This is a genomic window from Pedobacter sp. MC2016-15 (assembly GCF_026239695.1).
GTDB lineage: Bacteria > Bacteroidota > Bacteroidia > Sphingobacteriales > Sphingobacteriaceae > Pedobacter.
Genome location: NZ_JAPIVS010000004.1, coordinates 464,289 through 480,213, shown reverse-complemented (window position 1 = coordinate 480,213; position 15,925 = coordinate 464,289). Strand labels below are relative to the sequence as shown.

General features: G+C 42.7%; 18 protein-coding genes. 9 read left to right on the top strand and 9 right to left on the bottom strand.

Features of this window, described 5'->3' with window-relative positions; translation table 11 throughout:
• Window positions 1-21: 21 nt before the first annotated feature.
• Window positions 22-1,746 carry a lysine--tRNA ligase gene (gene lysS, locus OQY15_RS14755; RefSeq protein ID WP_265792563.1) on the top strand — a complete coding sequence of 575 codons (1,725 nt, stop codon included), beginning with the start codon at window positions 22-24 and terminating at the stop codon, window positions 1,744-1,746.
• Between the two features lie 89 nt (window positions 1,747-1,835).
• Window positions 1,836-2,048, top strand: coding sequence for a hypothetical protein (locus OQY15_RS14750; protein ID WP_265792561.1), 213 nt, complete (start codon window positions 1,836-1,838; stop codon window positions 2,046-2,048).
• Between the two features lie 50 nt (window positions 2,049-2,098).
• On the opposite strand, the gene OQY15_RS14745 is transcribed toward OQY15_RS14750, so the two are convergent.
• Entirely contained in the window at window positions 2,099-2,641 is a 543-nt protein-coding gene (locus OQY15_RS14745) for a DUF2892 domain-containing protein (RefSeq protein ID WP_265792560.1), read from the bottom strand.
• A 166-nt stretch (window positions 2,642-2,807) separates the two neighbouring features.
• Between OQY15_RS14745 and OQY15_RS14740 the strand changes: the two genes are divergently transcribed.
• On the top strand, window positions 2,808-3,221 hold the full coding sequence (locus OQY15_RS14740) for a thioredoxin family protein (protein WP_265792559.1): 414 nt from the start codon (window positions 2,808-2,810) through the stop codon (window positions 3,219-3,221).
• A 4-nt stretch (window positions 3,222-3,225) separates the two neighbouring features.
• A complete protein-coding gene (gene ung / locus OQY15_RS14735; RefSeq protein WP_265792557.1) occupies window positions 3,226-3,903 on the top strand; it encodes a uracil-DNA glycosylase in 678 nt (225 codons plus the stop codon).
• Window positions 3,904-3,960: 57 nt separating this feature from the next.
• On the opposite strand, the gene OQY15_RS14730 is transcribed toward ung, so the two are convergent.
• The gene (locus tag OQY15_RS14730) at window positions 3,961-4,431 is read right to left on the bottom strand and encodes an Lrp/AsnC family transcriptional regulator (protein ID WP_090554417.1); all 471 of its coding nucleotides are present in this window, start codon (window positions 4,429-4,431) and stop codon (window positions 3,961-3,963) included.
• Between the two features lie 138 nt (window positions 4,432-4,569).
• Here OQY15_RS14730 and OQY15_RS14725 point away from each other — a divergent pair, with 138 nt between their 5' ends.
• Genes OQY15_RS14725 through smpB form a run of 3 tightly spaced genes read left to right on the top strand, consistent with a single transcriptional unit; the run spans window position 4,570 to window position 7,586 of the window.
• Complete coding sequence (locus OQY15_RS14725; RefSeq protein ID WP_265792556.1) at window positions 4,570-5,226, top strand: metal-dependent transcriptional regulator; 657 nt, start codon at window positions 4,570-4,572, stop codon at window positions 5,224-5,226.
• A gap of 12 nt (window positions 5,227-5,238) precedes the next feature.
• Window positions 5,239-7,098 (top strand): Nramp family divalent metal transporter, encoded by a 1,860-nt coding sequence (locus OQY15_RS14720; protein WP_265792555.1) that lies wholly within the window; start codon window positions 5,239-5,241, stop codon window positions 7,096-7,098.
• A gap of 38 nt (window positions 7,099-7,136) precedes the next feature.
• Complete coding sequence (gene smpB / locus OQY15_RS14715) at window positions 7,137-7,586, top strand: SsrA-binding protein SmpB (protein WP_265792554.1); 450 nt, start codon at window positions 7,137-7,139, stop codon at window positions 7,584-7,586.
• Between the two features lie 2 nt (window positions 7,587-7,588).
• On the opposite strand, the gene OQY15_RS14710 is transcribed toward smpB, so the two are convergent.
• Genes OQY15_RS14710 through OQY15_RS14700 form a run of 3 tightly spaced genes read right to left on the bottom strand, consistent with a single transcriptional unit; the run spans window position 7,589 to window position 11,169 of the window.
• Window positions 7,589-8,245: a protein-L-isoaspartate(D-aspartate) O-methyltransferase gene (locus tag OQY15_RS14710; RefSeq protein ID WP_265792553.1), complete on the bottom strand. Its 657-nt coding sequence runs from the start codon at window positions 8,243-8,245 to the stop codon at window positions 7,589-7,591.
• Between the two features lie 56 nt (window positions 8,246-8,301).
• A complete protein-coding gene (gene priA, locus OQY15_RS14705; protein WP_265792552.1) occupies window positions 8,302-10,782 on the bottom strand; it encodes a primosomal protein N' in 2,481 nt (826 codons plus the stop codon).
• Window positions 10,783-11,169 carry a DUF423 domain-containing protein gene (locus OQY15_RS14700; protein WP_265792551.1) on the bottom strand — a complete coding sequence of 129 codons (387 nt, stop codon included), beginning with the start codon at window positions 11,167-11,169 and terminating at the stop codon, window positions 10,783-10,785.
• 91 nt (window positions 11,170-11,260) lie between these two features.
• On the opposite strand from OQY15_RS14700, the gene OQY15_RS14695 reads away from it, so the two are divergent.
• Window positions 11,261-12,835, top strand: a complete 1,575-nt coding sequence (locus OQY15_RS14695) for a hypothetical protein (RefSeq protein WP_265792550.1) — start codon at window positions 11,261-11,263, stop codon at window positions 12,833-12,835.
• A 30-nt stretch (window positions 12,836-12,865) separates the two neighbouring features.
• Window positions 12,866-14,290 carry a DUF5723 family protein gene (locus OQY15_RS14690; RefSeq protein WP_265792549.1) on the top strand — a complete coding sequence of 475 codons (1,425 nt, stop codon included), beginning with the start codon at window positions 12,866-12,868 and terminating at the stop codon, window positions 14,288-14,290.
• On the opposite strand, the gene tsaB is transcribed toward OQY15_RS14690, so the two are convergent.
• From tsaB to rpmH, 4 genes are all read right to left on the bottom strand, one after another.
• Window positions 14,287-14,973, bottom strand: a complete 687-nt coding sequence (gene tsaB, locus OQY15_RS14685; protein ID WP_265792548.1) for a tRNA (adenosine(37)-N6)-threonylcarbamoyltransferase complex dimerization subunit type 1 TsaB — start codon at window positions 14,971-14,973, stop codon at window positions 14,287-14,289. The two genes, OQY15_RS14690 and tsaB, sit on opposite strands and share 4 nt — an antisense overlap.
• Before the next feature lie 13 nt (window positions 14,974-14,986).
• A complete protein-coding gene (gene yidD, locus OQY15_RS14680) occupies window positions 14,987-15,217 on the bottom strand; it encodes a membrane protein insertion efficiency factor YidD (protein WP_265792547.1) in 231 nt (76 codons plus the stop codon).
• The gene (locus OQY15_RS14675; protein ID WP_265792546.1) at window positions 15,204-15,599 is read right to left on the bottom strand and encodes a ribonuclease P protein component; all 396 of its coding nucleotides are present in this window, start codon (window positions 15,597-15,599) and stop codon (window positions 15,204-15,206) included. The genes yidD and OQY15_RS14675 overlap by 14 nt, the downstream gene beginning before the upstream one ends.
• 62 nt (window positions 15,600-15,661) lie before the next feature.
• The gene (gene rpmH / locus OQY15_RS14670; protein WP_083251894.1) at window positions 15,662-15,820 is read right to left on the bottom strand and encodes a 50S ribosomal protein L34; all 159 of its coding nucleotides are present in this window, start codon (window positions 15,818-15,820) and stop codon (window positions 15,662-15,664) included.
• Window positions 15,821-15,925: the final 105 nt, after the last annotated feature.

Here is a 15,925-nt window from a genome sequence, read left to right as displayed (position 1 = left end):
TTTACTATTTTTGCTGAACATATGAGTACAGGACTATCAGAACAAGAAATATTGCGCAGAAATGCGCTGGTACAGTTGCGTGAACTGGGAATTGACCCATATCCTGCAGAGGGTTATGAGATCAATACAAATGCTGCAGATATCTTAGCAAATTATACTGAGGACAATAAGGAAGCTTATCAAAATGTAAGTTTTGCTGGCAGAATCATGACCAGGCGTATTATGGGCAGTGCCGCCTTTGCTGAACTGCAGGATTCATCAGGCCGTATCCAGGTCTACCTCAAGAGGGATGATCTTTGCCCGGATGAAGATAAAACACTTTACAATACTGTTTTCAAGAAACTTCTTGACCTCGGCGATTTCATTGGCATTAAAGGATATGTTTTCACTACACAAACCGGTGAGATCTCAGTCCATGTCAGACAATTCACTTTATTATCAAAATCACTTAAACCACTTCCTGTTGTAAAACGGGATGAGGAAGGCAATATATATGATGGGTTCACAGATCCCGAACTGAGATACAGACAACGTTATGTAGATCTGACTGTAAATCCTGACTTTAAACAGATTTTCATCAACCGTTCAAAGGTGATCAGCACCATGCGGAATTACTTTGACCAGCAGGGCTGGATGGAGGTAGAAACACCTATCCTCCAGGCTATCCATGGTGGCGCCGCGGCACGACCGTTTGAAACGCACCACAATACGCTGGATATGCCCTTGTATCTCAGAATTGCAAACGAACTTTACCTGAAAAGGCTGATCGTTGCAGGCTTTGATGGGGTTTATGAGTTCGGCAAAATGTTCAGAAATGAAGGTATGGACCGCACGCATAACCCAGAATATACCGGCATGGAAATCTATGTGGCTTATAAGGATTATATCTGGATGATGGCTATGGTTGAAGAATGCCTGGAGAAGGTTGCAGTTGCAATCCATGGCTCTCCGCTAGTAAAAGTTGGCGCACAGGAAATCAATTTTGCAGGGCCGTATGAGAAATTAACCATGTACGAATCGATAGAAAAGTATACAGGTATTGATGTATCAGCGATGACCGAAGAGGAATTGGTTGCCACCTGTAAAAGCCTGAATATAGAAGTAGACTCTACAATGGGCCGCGGGAAGTTGATTGATGAACTGTTCAGCGAAAAAGTTGAAGCGAACCTGATCCAGCCTACATTTATTACCGACTACCCTATTGAGATGACTCCGCTGGCTAAAAAACACAGGACTAAAGAAGGTCTGGTGGAGCGCTTCGAGATATTTGTGATGGGTAAGGAGATTGGGAATGCCTATTCAGAGCTCAATGATCCTATTGACCAAAAAGAGCGTTTTGAAGACCAGATGAAACTTGCCGACAGAGGTGATGATGAGGCAATGGCAATGGATGACGACTTTGTACGTGCCCTGGAATACGGTATGCCGCCAACTTCAGGATTAGGATTCGGTATCGACCGTCTGGTGATGCTGATGACCAACCAGTCGACTATTCAGGAAGTGCTCTTCTTCCCACAGATGAGACCGGAGAAAAAAGCTAAAGTAACCACTGATGAAGATTTCGTAAACGCCGGAATACCTGCCGAATGGGTTCAGGTGATCAGAAAAATGGGTTTTAATACCATCGAGGATCTTGCAGGAGCAAACGCCAATAAAGTATTCAACGACCTTGGCGGAATGCGTAAGAAACTAAAACTGGATTTAACTATGCCTTCGAAAGAAGATGTAACTGCCTGGTTTTCTTAACACAAAGATAACAAAGACTTAAAGGCCTGCCATAACGTATTATGGCAGGCCTTTTCTATTTTTACCAGACACAAATAATTTGTAAAGCTATGAATAACTCTAGTCTGGAAATTACCGAAAACGAATACTGCATCAAATTAAGCAAAGATGCTTTTGACCTCTCGCTGATCCGTCAGCTGATCAAAAGAATTCAGTCTGAGCAATTATTCTTTAGCAAAAGTAAGGAGTATATGGATGATGATATCATCAGCAGGGGCGGACTGAACGAGAACGAAAATTTTGACAGTTTAAACGAGAAATAAAAATAGCCACGTCTGTGGCTATTTTTATTTCATCAAATGAATCTCTTTAATTATCTGCTGTATCTTACCTGCTGCTGTTTGTCCAGCATTCCCAACTGATCTTTCATCTGTTTAATCTGATCGGCAAGTAGTTTATTCTTATCTGCTTTCTTTGCTTCAGTCAGGTACATCTGAGCTTCCCTTTTGTTTCTTTTTCCCATTGCAATACCCGCCAGACTCAATTTGGCCAGGGCAACATTATGGTCCATCTGCATTCCAAGGGACAGTGCTTTCTTAAAATACTTCTCCGATTGCATTGGCGCTTTTCTGGATTCAATCAGTCCCATCAATAACTGATAGTAACCATGTTGGATCCTGATCAATTGCGATTCATAATCGGTGATCCTTCTCAAATAAAGCTCAGCTTTTACCATATCGTCTTTACGTAAAAACCATTGTGCTAGGAGCATATTCTCATTATAGAAAAAGGTAACGATGATCAGCAGACTAATCAGCAGGGCCAGAACACCCCAACCCCAAAAACCGAATATCATCAGTGCTATGGCAGCACCCAATATCACAAAACCCGCTATAAGTCTTACTATGTTTGGCATATCAAATTTTAATTATATTTTTACTGCAAATATCGTGTTTATATACCAAATACCAGAGGTAAAATAATAATTAATCGTTGCCATCAGGGTGATGTGAAACATTCCTGCCTATATTTGTTATCCTAAAAGCAAAAGGGAAAAATGTCTCATAAAATACTCAGGACAAATGGTTCAAAATAGTGCAACCCGGGAGGAAATTCTCTCTGTGGCAGAAATGAAGGAAAAATACGATTCAGCATATTTTTCCTATGTTCCGGATCAGGAAACATTGAAACAATTGAAGCCCCTGCTCCGGGATAAACATATACTGATTGTCCTTGGTACCTGGTGCAGCGATTCCAGGTTACATGTATCTCATTTTTATAAAATTGCTGATGATGCAGGTATTCCTGAAAACAGTATATCCCAGATTTGCGTTGATGAGATGAAAAAGGCAGAGGCGGGCTTAATTGATCAGCTCAACATCATCAGTGTTCCTACTTTCATCTTTATGGAAAATGATCAGGAAATTGGTCGTATTATTGAAGCACCAACGCATACACTTGAAAGTGATATGGTACAAATATTAACAAAAATATAGAAAAATGTCAGCAGCATTAGAACCGGGTTGGTTAAAAGTCCTGGAACCTGAATTTGAAAAACAATACATGAAAGACCTCAAGGCCTTTTTGGTACAGGAAAAAGAAGCAGGGCAAACAATCTTTCCAAAAAATGCGGATATCTTTAATGCCTTTAATTATACCCCATTTGACAAGGTAGAAGTAGTAATCCTGGGCCAGGATCCTTATCATGGTGAAGGTCAGGCACACGGGCTCTCCTTCTCCGTTAAAAAGGGTGTGGTTGCCCCACCTTCTTTAAAAAATATTTATAAGGAACTGGAAACGGATATCGAGGGATTTACCGCACCAAACCACGGGCAACTTACACAGTGGGCAGAAGAAGGCGTGCTATTACTGAATGCCAGTCTTACTGTCCGTGCGCACCAGGCAGGCTCCCATCAGGGCAAAGGCTGGGAAGCATTTACAGATCAGGCGATCAGTCAGCTGTCCAAACAAAAAACAGGACTGGTGTTTTTATTGTGGGGCAAATTCGCCCAGAACAAGTCGATCTTAATTGACGAACAAAAACATACGGTAATCAAATCTGCCCACCCATCACCCTTTTCGGCATATAACGGATTTTTTGGCAGCAAACCATTTTCAAAAACGAATGCAGCATTAATTGCAAATGGCAAAAAGCCAATAAACTGGCAAATCAGCTGATAGTTGATTGCATAAAAAAACCTCTTAAATAAATTTAAGAGGTTTTTTTATTAATGACTAGTATTCCAACGGTACAATAGGTTCCTTCTTGGTGGTAGACATGATCATCATCGTCTGAAATGTTTTCACCACACTAATCTTGCTGATCTTATCCATGATCAGCCGTTCGTAGGCTTTGATATCACTTACATAAACTTTCAGCAGGAAATCTGCCTGACCGGTTACATGATGGCATTCCGTAATCTCCTTGATCTGGTTTACTTCATCCAGAAATATCTGGATCGTATTGTTTTTGTGAAAATCCAGCTGAACCTGAATAAAGGTTTTGATACCCAAACCCAGCTTTTCTTCATCCACCAATGCATGATAGCTTTTGATAAAGCCTGACATCTCCAGCTTTCTTACCCTCTCCAGTGTAGGAGCCGGCGATAAGCCAATTTCCTGTGATAAAAGTAGATTGGTTATTCTTCCGTTTTCCTGTAAAAGTCTAAGTATTTTAAAATCTATTTTATCTAATTCTGTTGCCATTTTCCTGGATCTTGAACTCAAAGGTAGAATAACGACAGCTTATTTACCAAATTTAATTCTAAAAAATATCATTAAAATTATGCATTATTTTATAAGAAAATTTTTAGATTTATCTAAATATTCAATTAGACTACCAGAATGCATTCTTTCACCGAAGAAAACTACCTTAAAACGATCTACCATTTATCACAGCTTAATGACAGTCCCGTTCAGACCAATGCAATTGCTGAAGGAATGAAAACCCGTGCAGCATCGGTCACAGATATGCTGAAAAAACTTTCTGATAAACAATTGATAGATTATATCAAATATCAGGGCGTAACACTGACCGACAAAGGCAAGACAACGGCTGTAAGTGTCATCAGAAAACACCGCTTGTGGGAAGTTTTTCTGGTGGAAAAACTAAAGTTCAAATGGGACGAAGTGCACGAGATTGCAGAAGAACTGGAACATATCAACTCCGGCTTACTGGTAGAACGGCTGGACGAATTTCTGGGCTTCCCTAAACGGGACCCTCATGGCGATCCCATTCCTGATCATAACGGCATTTTTGAACCAGATCAGAATATCCATCTGCATGAGATGTCCAGAGGGGATAAAGGAGTCATCATCGGTGTCAATGAATATACTTCAGCTTTCTTAAAACATCTGGAAAGACTGGGACTTACCATAGGGATCCTGATAGAAATTGAGGAAATAGCGGATTATGATGGTTCAGTAGAATTATTGGTAGACGGAAAGAAAATTAATGTAAGCAAAGAGGTAACACAGCGCATCCTCGTAAATTATAAATAGCTCAGGAGTAAGATGAAGAATGCAGAATCGTTAAGCGAAGTCCATCAAAGTGTAAATACCAGTAAACGTACCGGCTGGCGAAGGATACTGTCCTTTATCGGCCCCGCCTACTTAGTTAGTGTAGGCTATATGGACCCGGGGAACTGGGCAACAGATCTTGCCGGGGGTAGTAAATTTGGCTATCAGCTGATATGGGTACTGCTGATGTCCAATCTCATTGCCCTGCTGTTACAGTCGCTCAGCGCCCGGCTGGGTATTGTGCGGGGGCTCGACCTCGCACAGGCCTCCAGGAACGCCTATCCAAAATGGGCTAATATCCCTTTATTTGCGCTTGCCCAAACAGCCATCGTAGCATGTGACCTTGCAGAAATCATCGGGATGGCAATAGGTCTGAACCTCTTGTTTAATCTGCCATTGATCTGGGGGATCAGCATTACAATCTTCGACACCGTGCTGTTGTTGTTCCTCATGAACAAGGGAATGCGCAAAATGGAAGTCTTTATTGTTTCCATGGTGTTCATAGTAGGCTTATCATTTTTAGTGGAAATGTTTATCGTAGAGCCTTCGGTAAAGGAGATCATCGGGGGACTAAAGCCCTCTGTGCTATCAGGCGAGGCACTCTACATCGCCATAGGAATCATCGGCGCTACTGTAATGCCGCACAACCTGTACCTGCATTCTTCACTGGTGCAAACCAGAAAGTTTGAGCGCGATGAGAAAGGCATTAAAGAAGCTATAAAATTCAACTTCATTGATACAGCCGTGGCACTCAACCTGGCATTTTTTGTGAATGCTGCTATCCTGATCCTCGCTGCCGCAGCCTTTTACAAAAACGGACTGCATGAAGTTGCTGAAATACAGGATGCCTACAAATTGCTGGGCAACATTTTCGGTGGAGTTGCCCCTACCCTGTTCGCACTGGCACTGATTGCGGCGGGACAAAGCTCAACAGTTACTGGTACCCTCGCAGGACAGATCATTATGGAAGGGCATATCAACCTGAGGATACAACCCTGGTTACGCAGACTCATCACCCGCTTACTGGCGATCATCCCCGCATTTTTCACCATTCTCTATTTCGGGGATGATGCATTGAGCGGATTACTGATCCTGAGTCAGGTGGTACTGAGCTTACAGCTCGGATTTGCAGTGATTCCATTGATTCATTTTACCTCCGATAAAAAGGAAATGAAGGGCTTTGCCATTAAGTTATGGGTAAAGATCCTGGCTTGGTTAAGTGCAGGGGCGATCGTTCTGCTGAACATCAAACTGGTGATTGAAGAAATTACCGGCTGGGCAACCGCATCCGGCGGATGGTATATCAATACACTTGTAGTTCCCGGAGCCATCCTCATTGGACTGCTGCTTGTCTATGTATTTGTATATCCACTGGTTGCCCGGAGCAAGATTAAAAATAACGTGCCCCACGGCGGTGCGCTTGACATAGCGCATATAGAAAAAATCAGTTACCACACGATTGGCATTACGGTAGATTTTTCAAAGAATGACCGCAATACCATCAGACATGCCCTGATTCAGGGAGGAAAAGGCGCAAAATATCATTTGATACATGTCGTGGAGACTGCTGCTGCAAGGTATCACGGTAAGGCCACGATGGATCATGAGACCCTGAGTGATGCAGAAAATCTCGATAAGTACTGTCAGAACCTGGCAGAGCTTGGATTTCATGCCTTTCCTCATATCGGTTTTGGCAGTACCGCATCTGCAATTGCTGAAATCAGTAAAAACAACGGGCTGCAACTGCTGGTTATGGGAGCACACGGACATAAAGGTTTAAAAGACCTTATATTTGGCACTACTGTTGAGTCTGTCAGGCACAAAGTAACCATTCCGGTTTTGGTGGTAAGATAACCCACAGCTATGGAAAATAGTTTATATTTGTAAATTCTATGAAGAACGATATTCAAATAAAAAATAAAAGAGCCTACTTCGATTACAGTATTGTTGAAAAATATGATGCCGGACTGGCCCTGCTGGGAACAGAAATAAAGGCCATCAGACAAGGCAAAGCCAATATGACTGATGCATTCTGTATGTTTATCGGTAATGTATTATATGTAAGAAACCTGCACATCTCTGAATATAGCCACAGTTCTTTTCACCACCATGACATCAAGCGCGACAGGATACTGCTGCTGCAGAAAAAAGAGTTGAAAAAGCTGAAATTCAGAAGTGAAGAAAAAGGATATACCATCGTCCCGCTACGGATTTATACCAATGACAGGGGTTACGCCAAAATTGAGATCGCACTGGCGCAGGGTAAGAAAGAATTTGACAAAAGAGATAGTATCAAAGACCGCGAATCCAAAAGGGAAATGGATCGTGCCATGAAGGTTTAGTTTTACCAGGCCTGATCCCCCACCAGCGGCACAAACCTGAAGGTATCGAGCTCAAACTTTTCATATTCCGTTTCGCTGATGCGGATTACGGTCACCATCGTCTGGGAACGCTCATCCCCAACCGGAATCACCAATATACCGCCGATCTTTAGCTGTTTCAGCAGAATTTCTGGCACGAAGGGAGCACCGGCAGTAACAATGATCTTATGATAGGGAGCGTGTGATGCGATCCCCATGGAGCCGTCGCCAAAAAAGAAATTGGCCTTGTATCCCATGCCCGGAAGCACTTTCAAAGTATGTCTGTAAATGCTTTCCTGTCTTTCAATGGTGTACACCTCGGCTCCCAGCTCCATCAGTATACAGGTCTGGTATCCTGATCCGGTACCAATTTCCAGCACCTTATCTCCCTTGCTGATATGTAGCAGTTCACTCTGATAAGCTACCGTATAAGGCTGTGATATCGTCTGTCCGTCGCCAATTGGGAATGCAATATCCTTATAAGCCTGGTTCCAGAAGGTCTCATCAAAAAAGAAATGCCGGGGAACTTTACCTATAGCATTTAATACCCGCTTATCGGTGATCCCTCTTGATGCCAGATGTTCCACCAGCTTTTTACGCGCTCCTCTTTCCCGGTAATTGTCTACAAATTTATAAGCCATTGAATCTCAAAAATACTTTTTTAAGCGGGAAAACTCAGGTTTTTATGAGCATATTATTAATACGGATCTACATCGATCTGAATGATAACGCCTTTATATGCTTTCTCACTGTTAAAATCAGTGATCGTTTGTTTGATCACGGCTTTCACTTTTTGGATCGCATCAGATTTATCTGATTTGATGATCAGTTGTTTGATATAGTAGTTCCTGATCCTGGATACCAGAGGTTGCTCCGGCCCTAAAACCCTGTTTCCCAGCTGCGAGCGCAGCATAGTCGCAAAATGCGCTGAGGAAGCGTTCAGCAGATTAGAGTCCTTGTGTTTGATATTGATAAATATCAGCCTTGTAAATGGCGGATAATGATAGAGTTTCCTTTCTTCAATTTCATCATTGTACATGGCCAGATAATCATTTTCCACCACCTGCTTGATAATCCGGTGATCATCGTCATAGGCCTGTATACATACCTTACCCTGTTTATCCCTTCGCCCCGCTCTGCCGGCAACCTGTGCCAGGAGCTGATAACTACGTTCAAAAGCCCTGAAATCAGGATAGTTGAGCAGCGTATCCGCGTTGATTACCCCAATGAGCGTCACATTATCAAAATCCAGTCCCTTGGCCACCATCTGCGTACCGATCAGGATTTCCGTCTTTTTCTCCTGGAAATCGCCAATAATCTTCTGCAAGCTATTTTTCGTTCTGGTACTGTCTACATCCAGCCTGGCGATTTTCACGTTGGGGAAAATCAGGCTCAGCTCTTCTTCGATACGCTCTGTACCAAAACCCTTCTGCTCGATATGTACCGATCCGCAGGCGGGGCAGATATTCATGCTGCTCTCATGGTAACCACAGTAATGACAATGAAGTTTGCCACTGCTTTTATGGAAGGTTAGACTGACATCACAATTGACACATTTTGGCGCAAAGCCACAGGTTTTGCAAATCATGATGGTCGCATATCCCCTCCTGTTCTGAAACAATATCACCTGTTCTTTTTTCTCTAGTGTAGCAGTAATATCATCAACCAGGACACTGGAAAAATAGGAAACCATTTTTTTCCGCTTTGTTTCTTCGGAGATACTCACCACTTCCTGTATGGGAAGCTCTACCCCGCCAAACCTTTCAGTCAGCGTGACCAGACCATATTTCTTACTGAGGGCATTGTAATAACTTTCTATGGAGGGCGTCGCCGAACCCAGTACAATTTTTGCTTTATGGAGATGCGCAAGATATACTGCGGCATCCCTTGCCTGGTATCTTGGCGCGGGTTCGTTCTGTTTATAGGATGACTCATGTTCTTCATCCACTACAATCAGTTTCAGATCATTGAAGGGCAGAAACACAGATGAACGGGCACCGAGCACAATCCTGTACTTTCCGCTCATGACATGGTTCCAAATCTCTACACGTTCGTTGTCGTTAAATTTTGAATGATATACCCCAATGGCATCGCCGAAATAGCGCTTGATACGCTCCACAATCTGGGTGGTAAGTGCAATTTCAGGGAGCAGGAAAAGGACCTGCCCGCCATTGGCTATCGCCTCTTCAATGAGTTTGATATAAACCTGAGTTTTACCCGAAGCCGTAATCCCATGGAGCAGCACGACGTCTTTCGACTCAAATGTTGTTTTAATACCTGTGAGCGCGGCAGTTTGTGCCTCACTCAGTTTAAAATTAAGGATGAGATCATCATTCTCATCCTGCAAACGGCTCACCGCCTTTTTGTGCAGGCTGAAGATCTCTTTGTCCAGCAATGCTTTCAGTGCTGCCTGCCCGCAATTGCTTTCTTCCAGCAGTTGCAGACGGGAAATATCCTGGCCGGATTTAGACAATTTGATATAGGCCAGCAGGGCATCCAATTGTTTGGGGGCACGCTCCAGCACCTCGAATAATTGCCTGAAGTTACCTTCCTCCTTATAAAAATCGTTTAAGGTCAGGTACGACTTCAACAAGGGGCGATATTTTTCAACCACCTCTTCTGCGATGTACACAATCTCCTTATCGAGTAAGGAGCGGATAATGGGAAATACCGTCTTCTGACCTAAAAGTGCAGAGATCTGGTCTACTGTCAGCCGCTTTTGTTTTTCCAGGGCAGTGATCAGTACAGACTCCTTGTCCGTCACAAAAAGCTCCTGGTGGTTGATTTCCTCACGGAGGATAATGATCGTCTCACTCGCCAGTTTTAATCCGGCAGGCAATGCTGCAGACATCACATCCCCCTCATTGCAGAGATAATATTCCGTCATCCATTCCCAGAACTGCAGTTGCAGCGTGTTCACTACCGGATGTTCATCGATCACATCGATAATATATTTTGCAGCATACAGCTCAGGCGCCGTCTGACTGATACTTTTGATCAGTGCAGTATAGATCTTGTTCTTGCCAAACTGAACGATCACGCGTTTGCCTACAGCCGTATGTTCATTCAGATGAAAGGGTACGCGGTAGATATAGTTTTTTGACAGGGACAGCGGCAATATCACTTCGATAAAGAGGGTGTCTCTTTCGGTAAAATCTATATCATTAGTTTCCTGCATCTATCTGTTTTTTAAAGCGGCAAAAAAGAGCATAGCCCAGCCGGCAATCAGCAGGAGGCCACCTAAAGGCGTTACAGGACCAATAATATTTACAAATCCAAGATGGGTGATTTCCCTGGTTGCCAGCAGATAAAGTGAACCTGAAAACAGCACAATACCTAGTGTAAAACAGAAATAAGAAATATCTACCAGCTTTGTTCTGAACCTTGCAAAGGTGGACAAGAAAAGTAAGGCAAACGTATGGTAAAACTGGTATTCAATTCCTTTTGTCCATATGGCAAGCTGGTCAGGAGATAGCACATTTTTTAAACTATGGGCACCAAAAGCACCGAACATTACTGCGACTGCACCAAAAAAAGAAGCAGTTAAAATTATCCGTCTATTCATTCAATTCGCTTTTTTCGCTGCCACAAAATTAAGAAACCTGTTTGCATTTTCTTAGTAATCCAACTATTAAATTAAATTTGCTTAAATACAAATGAAAAGGATATACCTCACTTTAATTATATTACTGCTTGCGATGTCTGGCATGGCCTACCTGTATTTTTCCAGGCTGAACAGCGAGAGTTCCTATAATGATATCAGCCTGCAGGCTGCCACGGCAAACTCCGGACTGGTATTTTGTATCCATAATGACAAAAGCATTTTCGAGATCTTAAAGGGACAAGACCTCTTTGAAAAGCTGCTGGGAGAAGAAAAGTTCAGATCCCTGAGTTTGCTCAAAGATCTGGTGATATCCAAACCGGCTATCAATGGGCTGATTGCCAACAAAGATGTATTTATCAGTTTTTCAGGTGGTAAAAACAAAGACATCAACTACCTTGTCAGCACGCAGCTGATCCGGGAGCAGAAAAAGCCTGTTGTCCTGGAGGCACTGCAGGCTGCCGGCATTAAGGTCACTGATACGGCCGGAATCCTCAGGCTTACACTCAATGACAGCACCGGATTTTATCTGGGCATCGAAAAAAACCTGGTGCTGCTATCAGGCACAGAGGAACTCGTGAGAGCAGGGTTGTCGGCTAAAGCTCCTGAAGATGCTACGGCCTTTATGAAGTTTATTAAACTCAACAATAAACTTGGAAAAAATAGCGTAGGCAATCTCTTTATCGATTATAACAAGATCCCCCGGCTGATCAAGTCTGTGATCCCTGGCAGCTTATATGGCAATACGTCCCTGTTAAACCACCAGGATTCATTTGCTGCACTGAATTATAATTTCAGCAGGGAGCGGCTGTTTTTCAGCGGAACTACAAAACTCAATCAGACAAGTAATTACCTCAATCTGTTTGCGAACACGACCCCGCAAAAAAGCACGATTGATAACCTGCTGCCGCTGAGTACAGCAAACTTCAGATTATACTCCATTCCCGATTACAAGTCCTGGCGCAATTCGCTGAAAGACTGGTTTAAACTGCACAAGGAAGATCAGAAGATTAAAAAGACGATTGAGCGTATTGAACAAACTTACCGTCTTGATCCTGAAGGAATATTTCCAAAATATTTTAAAGATCAGCTGATCACCTTCCAGCTTCAGTCTGCTGAAAACCTCGGTGCTGTTAACCTCAGTAACGGGGATAAAGTGAAACAACTGCTGATTGATCTCAGTACAAATTACAATGAAGACATCCAGCAGTTGAAAGTTCCTGAGCTGCTGTACTGCTATTTCGGGGAGCCTTTCAAAAAATTCAGCAAGCCCTATTACACGATTATTGATAACAATATGGTTTTTGCCAACAGTCCTTCTACTCTTCAGGATTTTCTCCGTCTGTACAGGACAAATGAGCTGCTGGTAAGTACAGCAGACTATACCGATCTTTTTGCCCAGATTTCGAATACGGCAAGTATTACTTTTTATGTGAACCACAAAAATTCCACTGACATCATCAGAAAAAACGTATATACTCCCTATTACAGACACTTTCTGGCAGACAAAGGCCTCGGGAATTTCAGTGCGCTGATTTATCAGCTCAATGGCGATAAGGCCGCATTCCAAACCAATTTATTAATTAATACTTCCGTTTCTGTTAAAGATGATGCGGATATCATCAATTAAAATGCCCATATTTAAAAACGCTTTCAGACTATGGTGAAAAGATACTTACTTATCTGTGCTTTATTAATATCCTTTACACAGCTTAAGGCACAACAATACGGACTGTTTAATACAAAAACACTCTTTGATGCTTTTGAAAATCCTGCCCAGAAAGCATTTGTGCTGGATTCATCACGTCAGTTCGCCTCCAATTTCTTTTTACCTTATTTCGGCTTAAATGCCGCAAATAAAGGGGATTCCAAATATGTACTGAGCGACCTGATCAGGAACAGCACCTATAACACGGATAACATTCTGATCGGCAACAATAACAGGAATAAACTTTTTCAGAGCTCCAATGTATATCTGCTTACCTTCAGGATGTTCCAGTCCTACAAATACAACAAGGAACTGGGCTTTTCATGGCAGGTACGTTCGGATGCATTTGCAGACTATACCAACGAGACACTGGTAGTTTTTGGCGATTACAACAGGTTTACCAATTCGCAAACCGGCTTACTCAACGGCAACGGATTTGGGCAGTCTTACCACCAGTTTAGCGTCACCTATCGCGAAAATCTCAACAAACGACTGGCCTTTGGAGCCAAACTGAGCTTACTGAGCGGTATTACCTATAACCAGATAGATGTCAGCAATTCCAGCCTGACGATTAATCCTGCAACCGATGATCTCACTGTCGGTTTAACAGGAACTTACAGGTCCAATTTCCTCCGGGCAAAGGAACTCAACAGAAATTCCTTTCTGCCAAGCTTTAAAAACCCTGGTTTGTCGCTCAGTCTGGGAACTACCTACCAGGCAAAAAGCGGGATATTTATTATGGCTAATATCAAGGACCTGGGATTTATCAAATGGAACAAGCGTTCACATGATTTCATGGTGAACAGCGCGGTGACTGTTGGCAGGGAAACGATAGATCCGGATAATCCTGAATTTATCAATACCAACACATTGGAAGATGAACTGAATGAACTTTTCGTGAGATCAGACAGACAGAAAGGTTTTTATACACCAACCAATGCAAAGGCTGATTTCATGATATCCCGGAAGTTCGACTTCTATACACCTGCTTTGATCGTCTCCAAAAACCTGTTTTATCAGGGTGGCGATGCAGCTTTTGTCAATACCTTCAGACGAAATGAATTTTCGGTAAGCCTTTCCCCTACCTATAACATGAATGGATTCATGATGCTGGGCACACAAGCCATGTACCAGACACCAAATTTTGAATTTTTCCTGGGATCGGATAATCTCCTGAAATCAACTTCGCTGAGAAAGTCTGCGGTAGTCAATACCGGCTATTATGGAGATTCTGTATACATGGGTCTGGCCATCAAGTTTGGATTTGTCGTAGAGCACCCACAGAACAGCAGTTATATGCCGGGCGTAGGCGATGATACACAAACCAGCTTCTTCAGAAGAATCTTTAAAGTTTTTCAGCACAAAGGCCGTGATTAAACCTTCTTTTTTGCCTGTGTAACTACAAAATCTTTCAGGTAATAGGGTTCAAAGTAGGCTACATCTTCAAAATTCTGTCTTTTAAAGGCTTCAAATGCCAGCTGACTCATATGTGCAGCAGAATTGAAAGATACTGCTGAGAACTCAGCATTTGGTGATACAATGACCTCACTGCATTTCATCGCTCCATCGCCGATAAAGGTAATGTGACGGTCTTTCAGCTGCTCCTGGTAAGATTGCTCATCAATAATACTTGCAGTTACCGGTAATATTTCTGCCAGCTCTGCATCATATAGGGCTGTAAACACTTCCATCCTACGCGCATCGATCATGGGACAAACCAGGCCCTGGTAATCCGCTGTGGTGTTCAAAAAACCTTTCGCCATCATTTGCAGTGTGCTGATGGCAATAAGTGGCCTGTCCACGGCGAAACAAATCCCTTTTGCTGTAGATACCCCAATGCGCAAGCCGGTGTAAGATCCCGGACCTTTACTCACTGCTATGGCATCCAGATCTGCATAGGCTAATCCTGCCTGCTGCATCACTTCGTCAATAAACAGGGTAAGACTGCCTGCATGGATATTTTGGGCGGCAAGTTCTTTTAAAGCGATCGTTTCGCCATTCAGAGAGAGCGCAGCTGAACATGTTGCTGTTGCTGTTTCAATTTGGAGTATGGTAGCCATAGGTATCTAATAATCAGGGAACAGGGTCATGACCATGTGCTCCCCAGGGGTGGCAGCGGCCAATCCGTTTAAGTGTAAGCCATCCGCCTTTGAAAGGTCCATGTTTTTTTATCGCTTCGATGCCATACTGGGAGCAGGTAGGTGTAAACCGGCAGCTTGATCCCAGCAGCGGGGATATAAACCACTGATAGAATCTGATCAGTGCCAAAAAGAACCAGCCAATTACACGTTTAATCGGTTCCATCAGCCTGCAGGGTTGTAATCAGCTTCTTCATTGCGCCGGCTAATTTCTTCTCAAAAAAAGCATATTCATAATGCTCTTTGCCAATAAACTGTATGGAAAGCAGTAAAGTCTGATCTTCCTTATCAATCAGAGGATAAAGATCAGTGGATTTATGTAAACGATAGGCTTCACGTGTCCTGCGCTTGATCAGGTTCCTGTCATGCGCACGTTTAAACCTTTTTTTCGATACATTGATTACTACCTGTGCAGGAAATGCACTTTTGCCCGGGATAAATAAATAAGACAGGCGGAAGGGGTACAATAAAAAAGAAGAACCGTTCTTAAATAGCAGGTCTAATGATTTCCTACTGCATAACCGTTCTTCTTTGATAAATGTTTTCATGTTTTTGATCGCTTAATTGCAGACATAATGATCTGCCGGCACTTAACGTGCAGCAATCAAAATTATGCTTTGTGACGACGTTCGTCAGACACTGATAATTTTCTTCTTCCTTTTGCACGACGAGAAGCTAATACTCTTCTACCGTTTGCTGTAGCCATTCTTTCGCGGAAGCCGTGTTTGTTTCTTCTCTTTCTTTGCGAAGGTTGGAATGTTCTTTTCATAACTGTATGATATCTTAACTATTATTTTTTTAAATAAGAGGTGCAAATATAGCGCGATTTTTTATTAATTGCAAATAGATTCAGCAAACTTTTGCTTTTTATCCA

Coding starts and splice junctions, on each gene's coding strand:
- lysS (WP_265792563.1), top strand. CDS start 22: ATGAGTACAGGACTATCAGAACAAGAAATATTGCGCAGAAATGCGCTG.
- OQY15_RS14750 (WP_265792561.1), top strand. CDS start 1,836: ATGAATAACTCTAGTCTGGAAATTACCGAAAACGAATACTGCATCAAA.
- OQY15_RS14745 (WP_265792560.1), bottom strand. CDS start 2,641: ATGCCAAACATAGTAAGACTTATAGCGGGTTTTGTGATATTGGGTGCT.
- OQY15_RS14740 (WP_265792559.1), top strand. CDS start 2,808: ATGGTTCAAAATAGTGCAACCCGGGAGGAAATTCTCTCTGTGGCAGAA.
- ung (WP_265792557.1), top strand. CDS start 3,226: ATGTCAGCAGCATTAGAACCGGGTTGGTTAAAAGTCCTGGAACCTGAA.
- OQY15_RS14730 (WP_090554417.1), bottom strand. CDS start 4,431: ATGGCAACAGAATTAGATAAAATAGATTTTAAAATACTTAGACTTTTA.
- OQY15_RS14725 (WP_265792556.1), top strand. CDS start 4,570: ATGCATTCTTTCACCGAAGAAAACTACCTTAAAACGATCTACCATTTA.
- OQY15_RS14720 (WP_265792555.1), top strand. CDS start 5,239: ATGAAGAATGCAGAATCGTTAAGCGAAGTCCATCAAAGTGTAAATACC.
- smpB (WP_265792554.1), top strand. CDS start 7,137: ATGAAGAACGATATTCAAATAAAAAATAAAAGAGCCTACTTCGATTAC.
- OQY15_RS14710 (WP_265792553.1), bottom strand. CDS start 8,245: ATGGCTTATAAATTTGTAGACAATTACCGGGAAAGAGGAGCGCGTAAA.
- priA (WP_265792552.1), bottom strand. CDS start 10,782: ATGCAGGAAACTAATGATATAGATTTTACCGAAAGAGACACCCTCTTT.
- OQY15_RS14700 (WP_265792551.1), bottom strand. CDS start 11,169: ATGAATAGACGGATAATTTTAACTGCTTCTTTTTTTGGTGCAGTCGCA.
- OQY15_RS14695 (WP_265792550.1), top strand. CDS start 11,261: ATGAAAAGGATATACCTCACTTTAATTATATTACTGCTTGCGATGTCT.
- OQY15_RS14690 (WP_265792549.1), top strand. CDS start 12,866: ATGGTGAAAAGATACTTACTTATCTGTGCTTTATTAATATCCTTTACA.
- tsaB (WP_265792548.1), bottom strand. CDS start 14,973: ATGGCTACCATACTCCAAATTGAAACAGCAACAGCAACATGTTCAGCT.
- yidD (WP_265792547.1), bottom strand. CDS start 15,217: ATGGAACCGATTAAACGTGTAATTGGCTGGTTCTTTTTGGCACTGATC.
- OQY15_RS14675 (WP_265792546.1), bottom strand. CDS start 15,599: ATGAAAACATTTATCAAAGAAGAACGGTTATGCAGTAGGAAATCATTA.
- rpmH (WP_083251894.1), bottom strand. CDS start 15,820: ATGAAAAGAACATTCCAACCTTCGCAAAGAAAGAGAAGAAACAAACAC.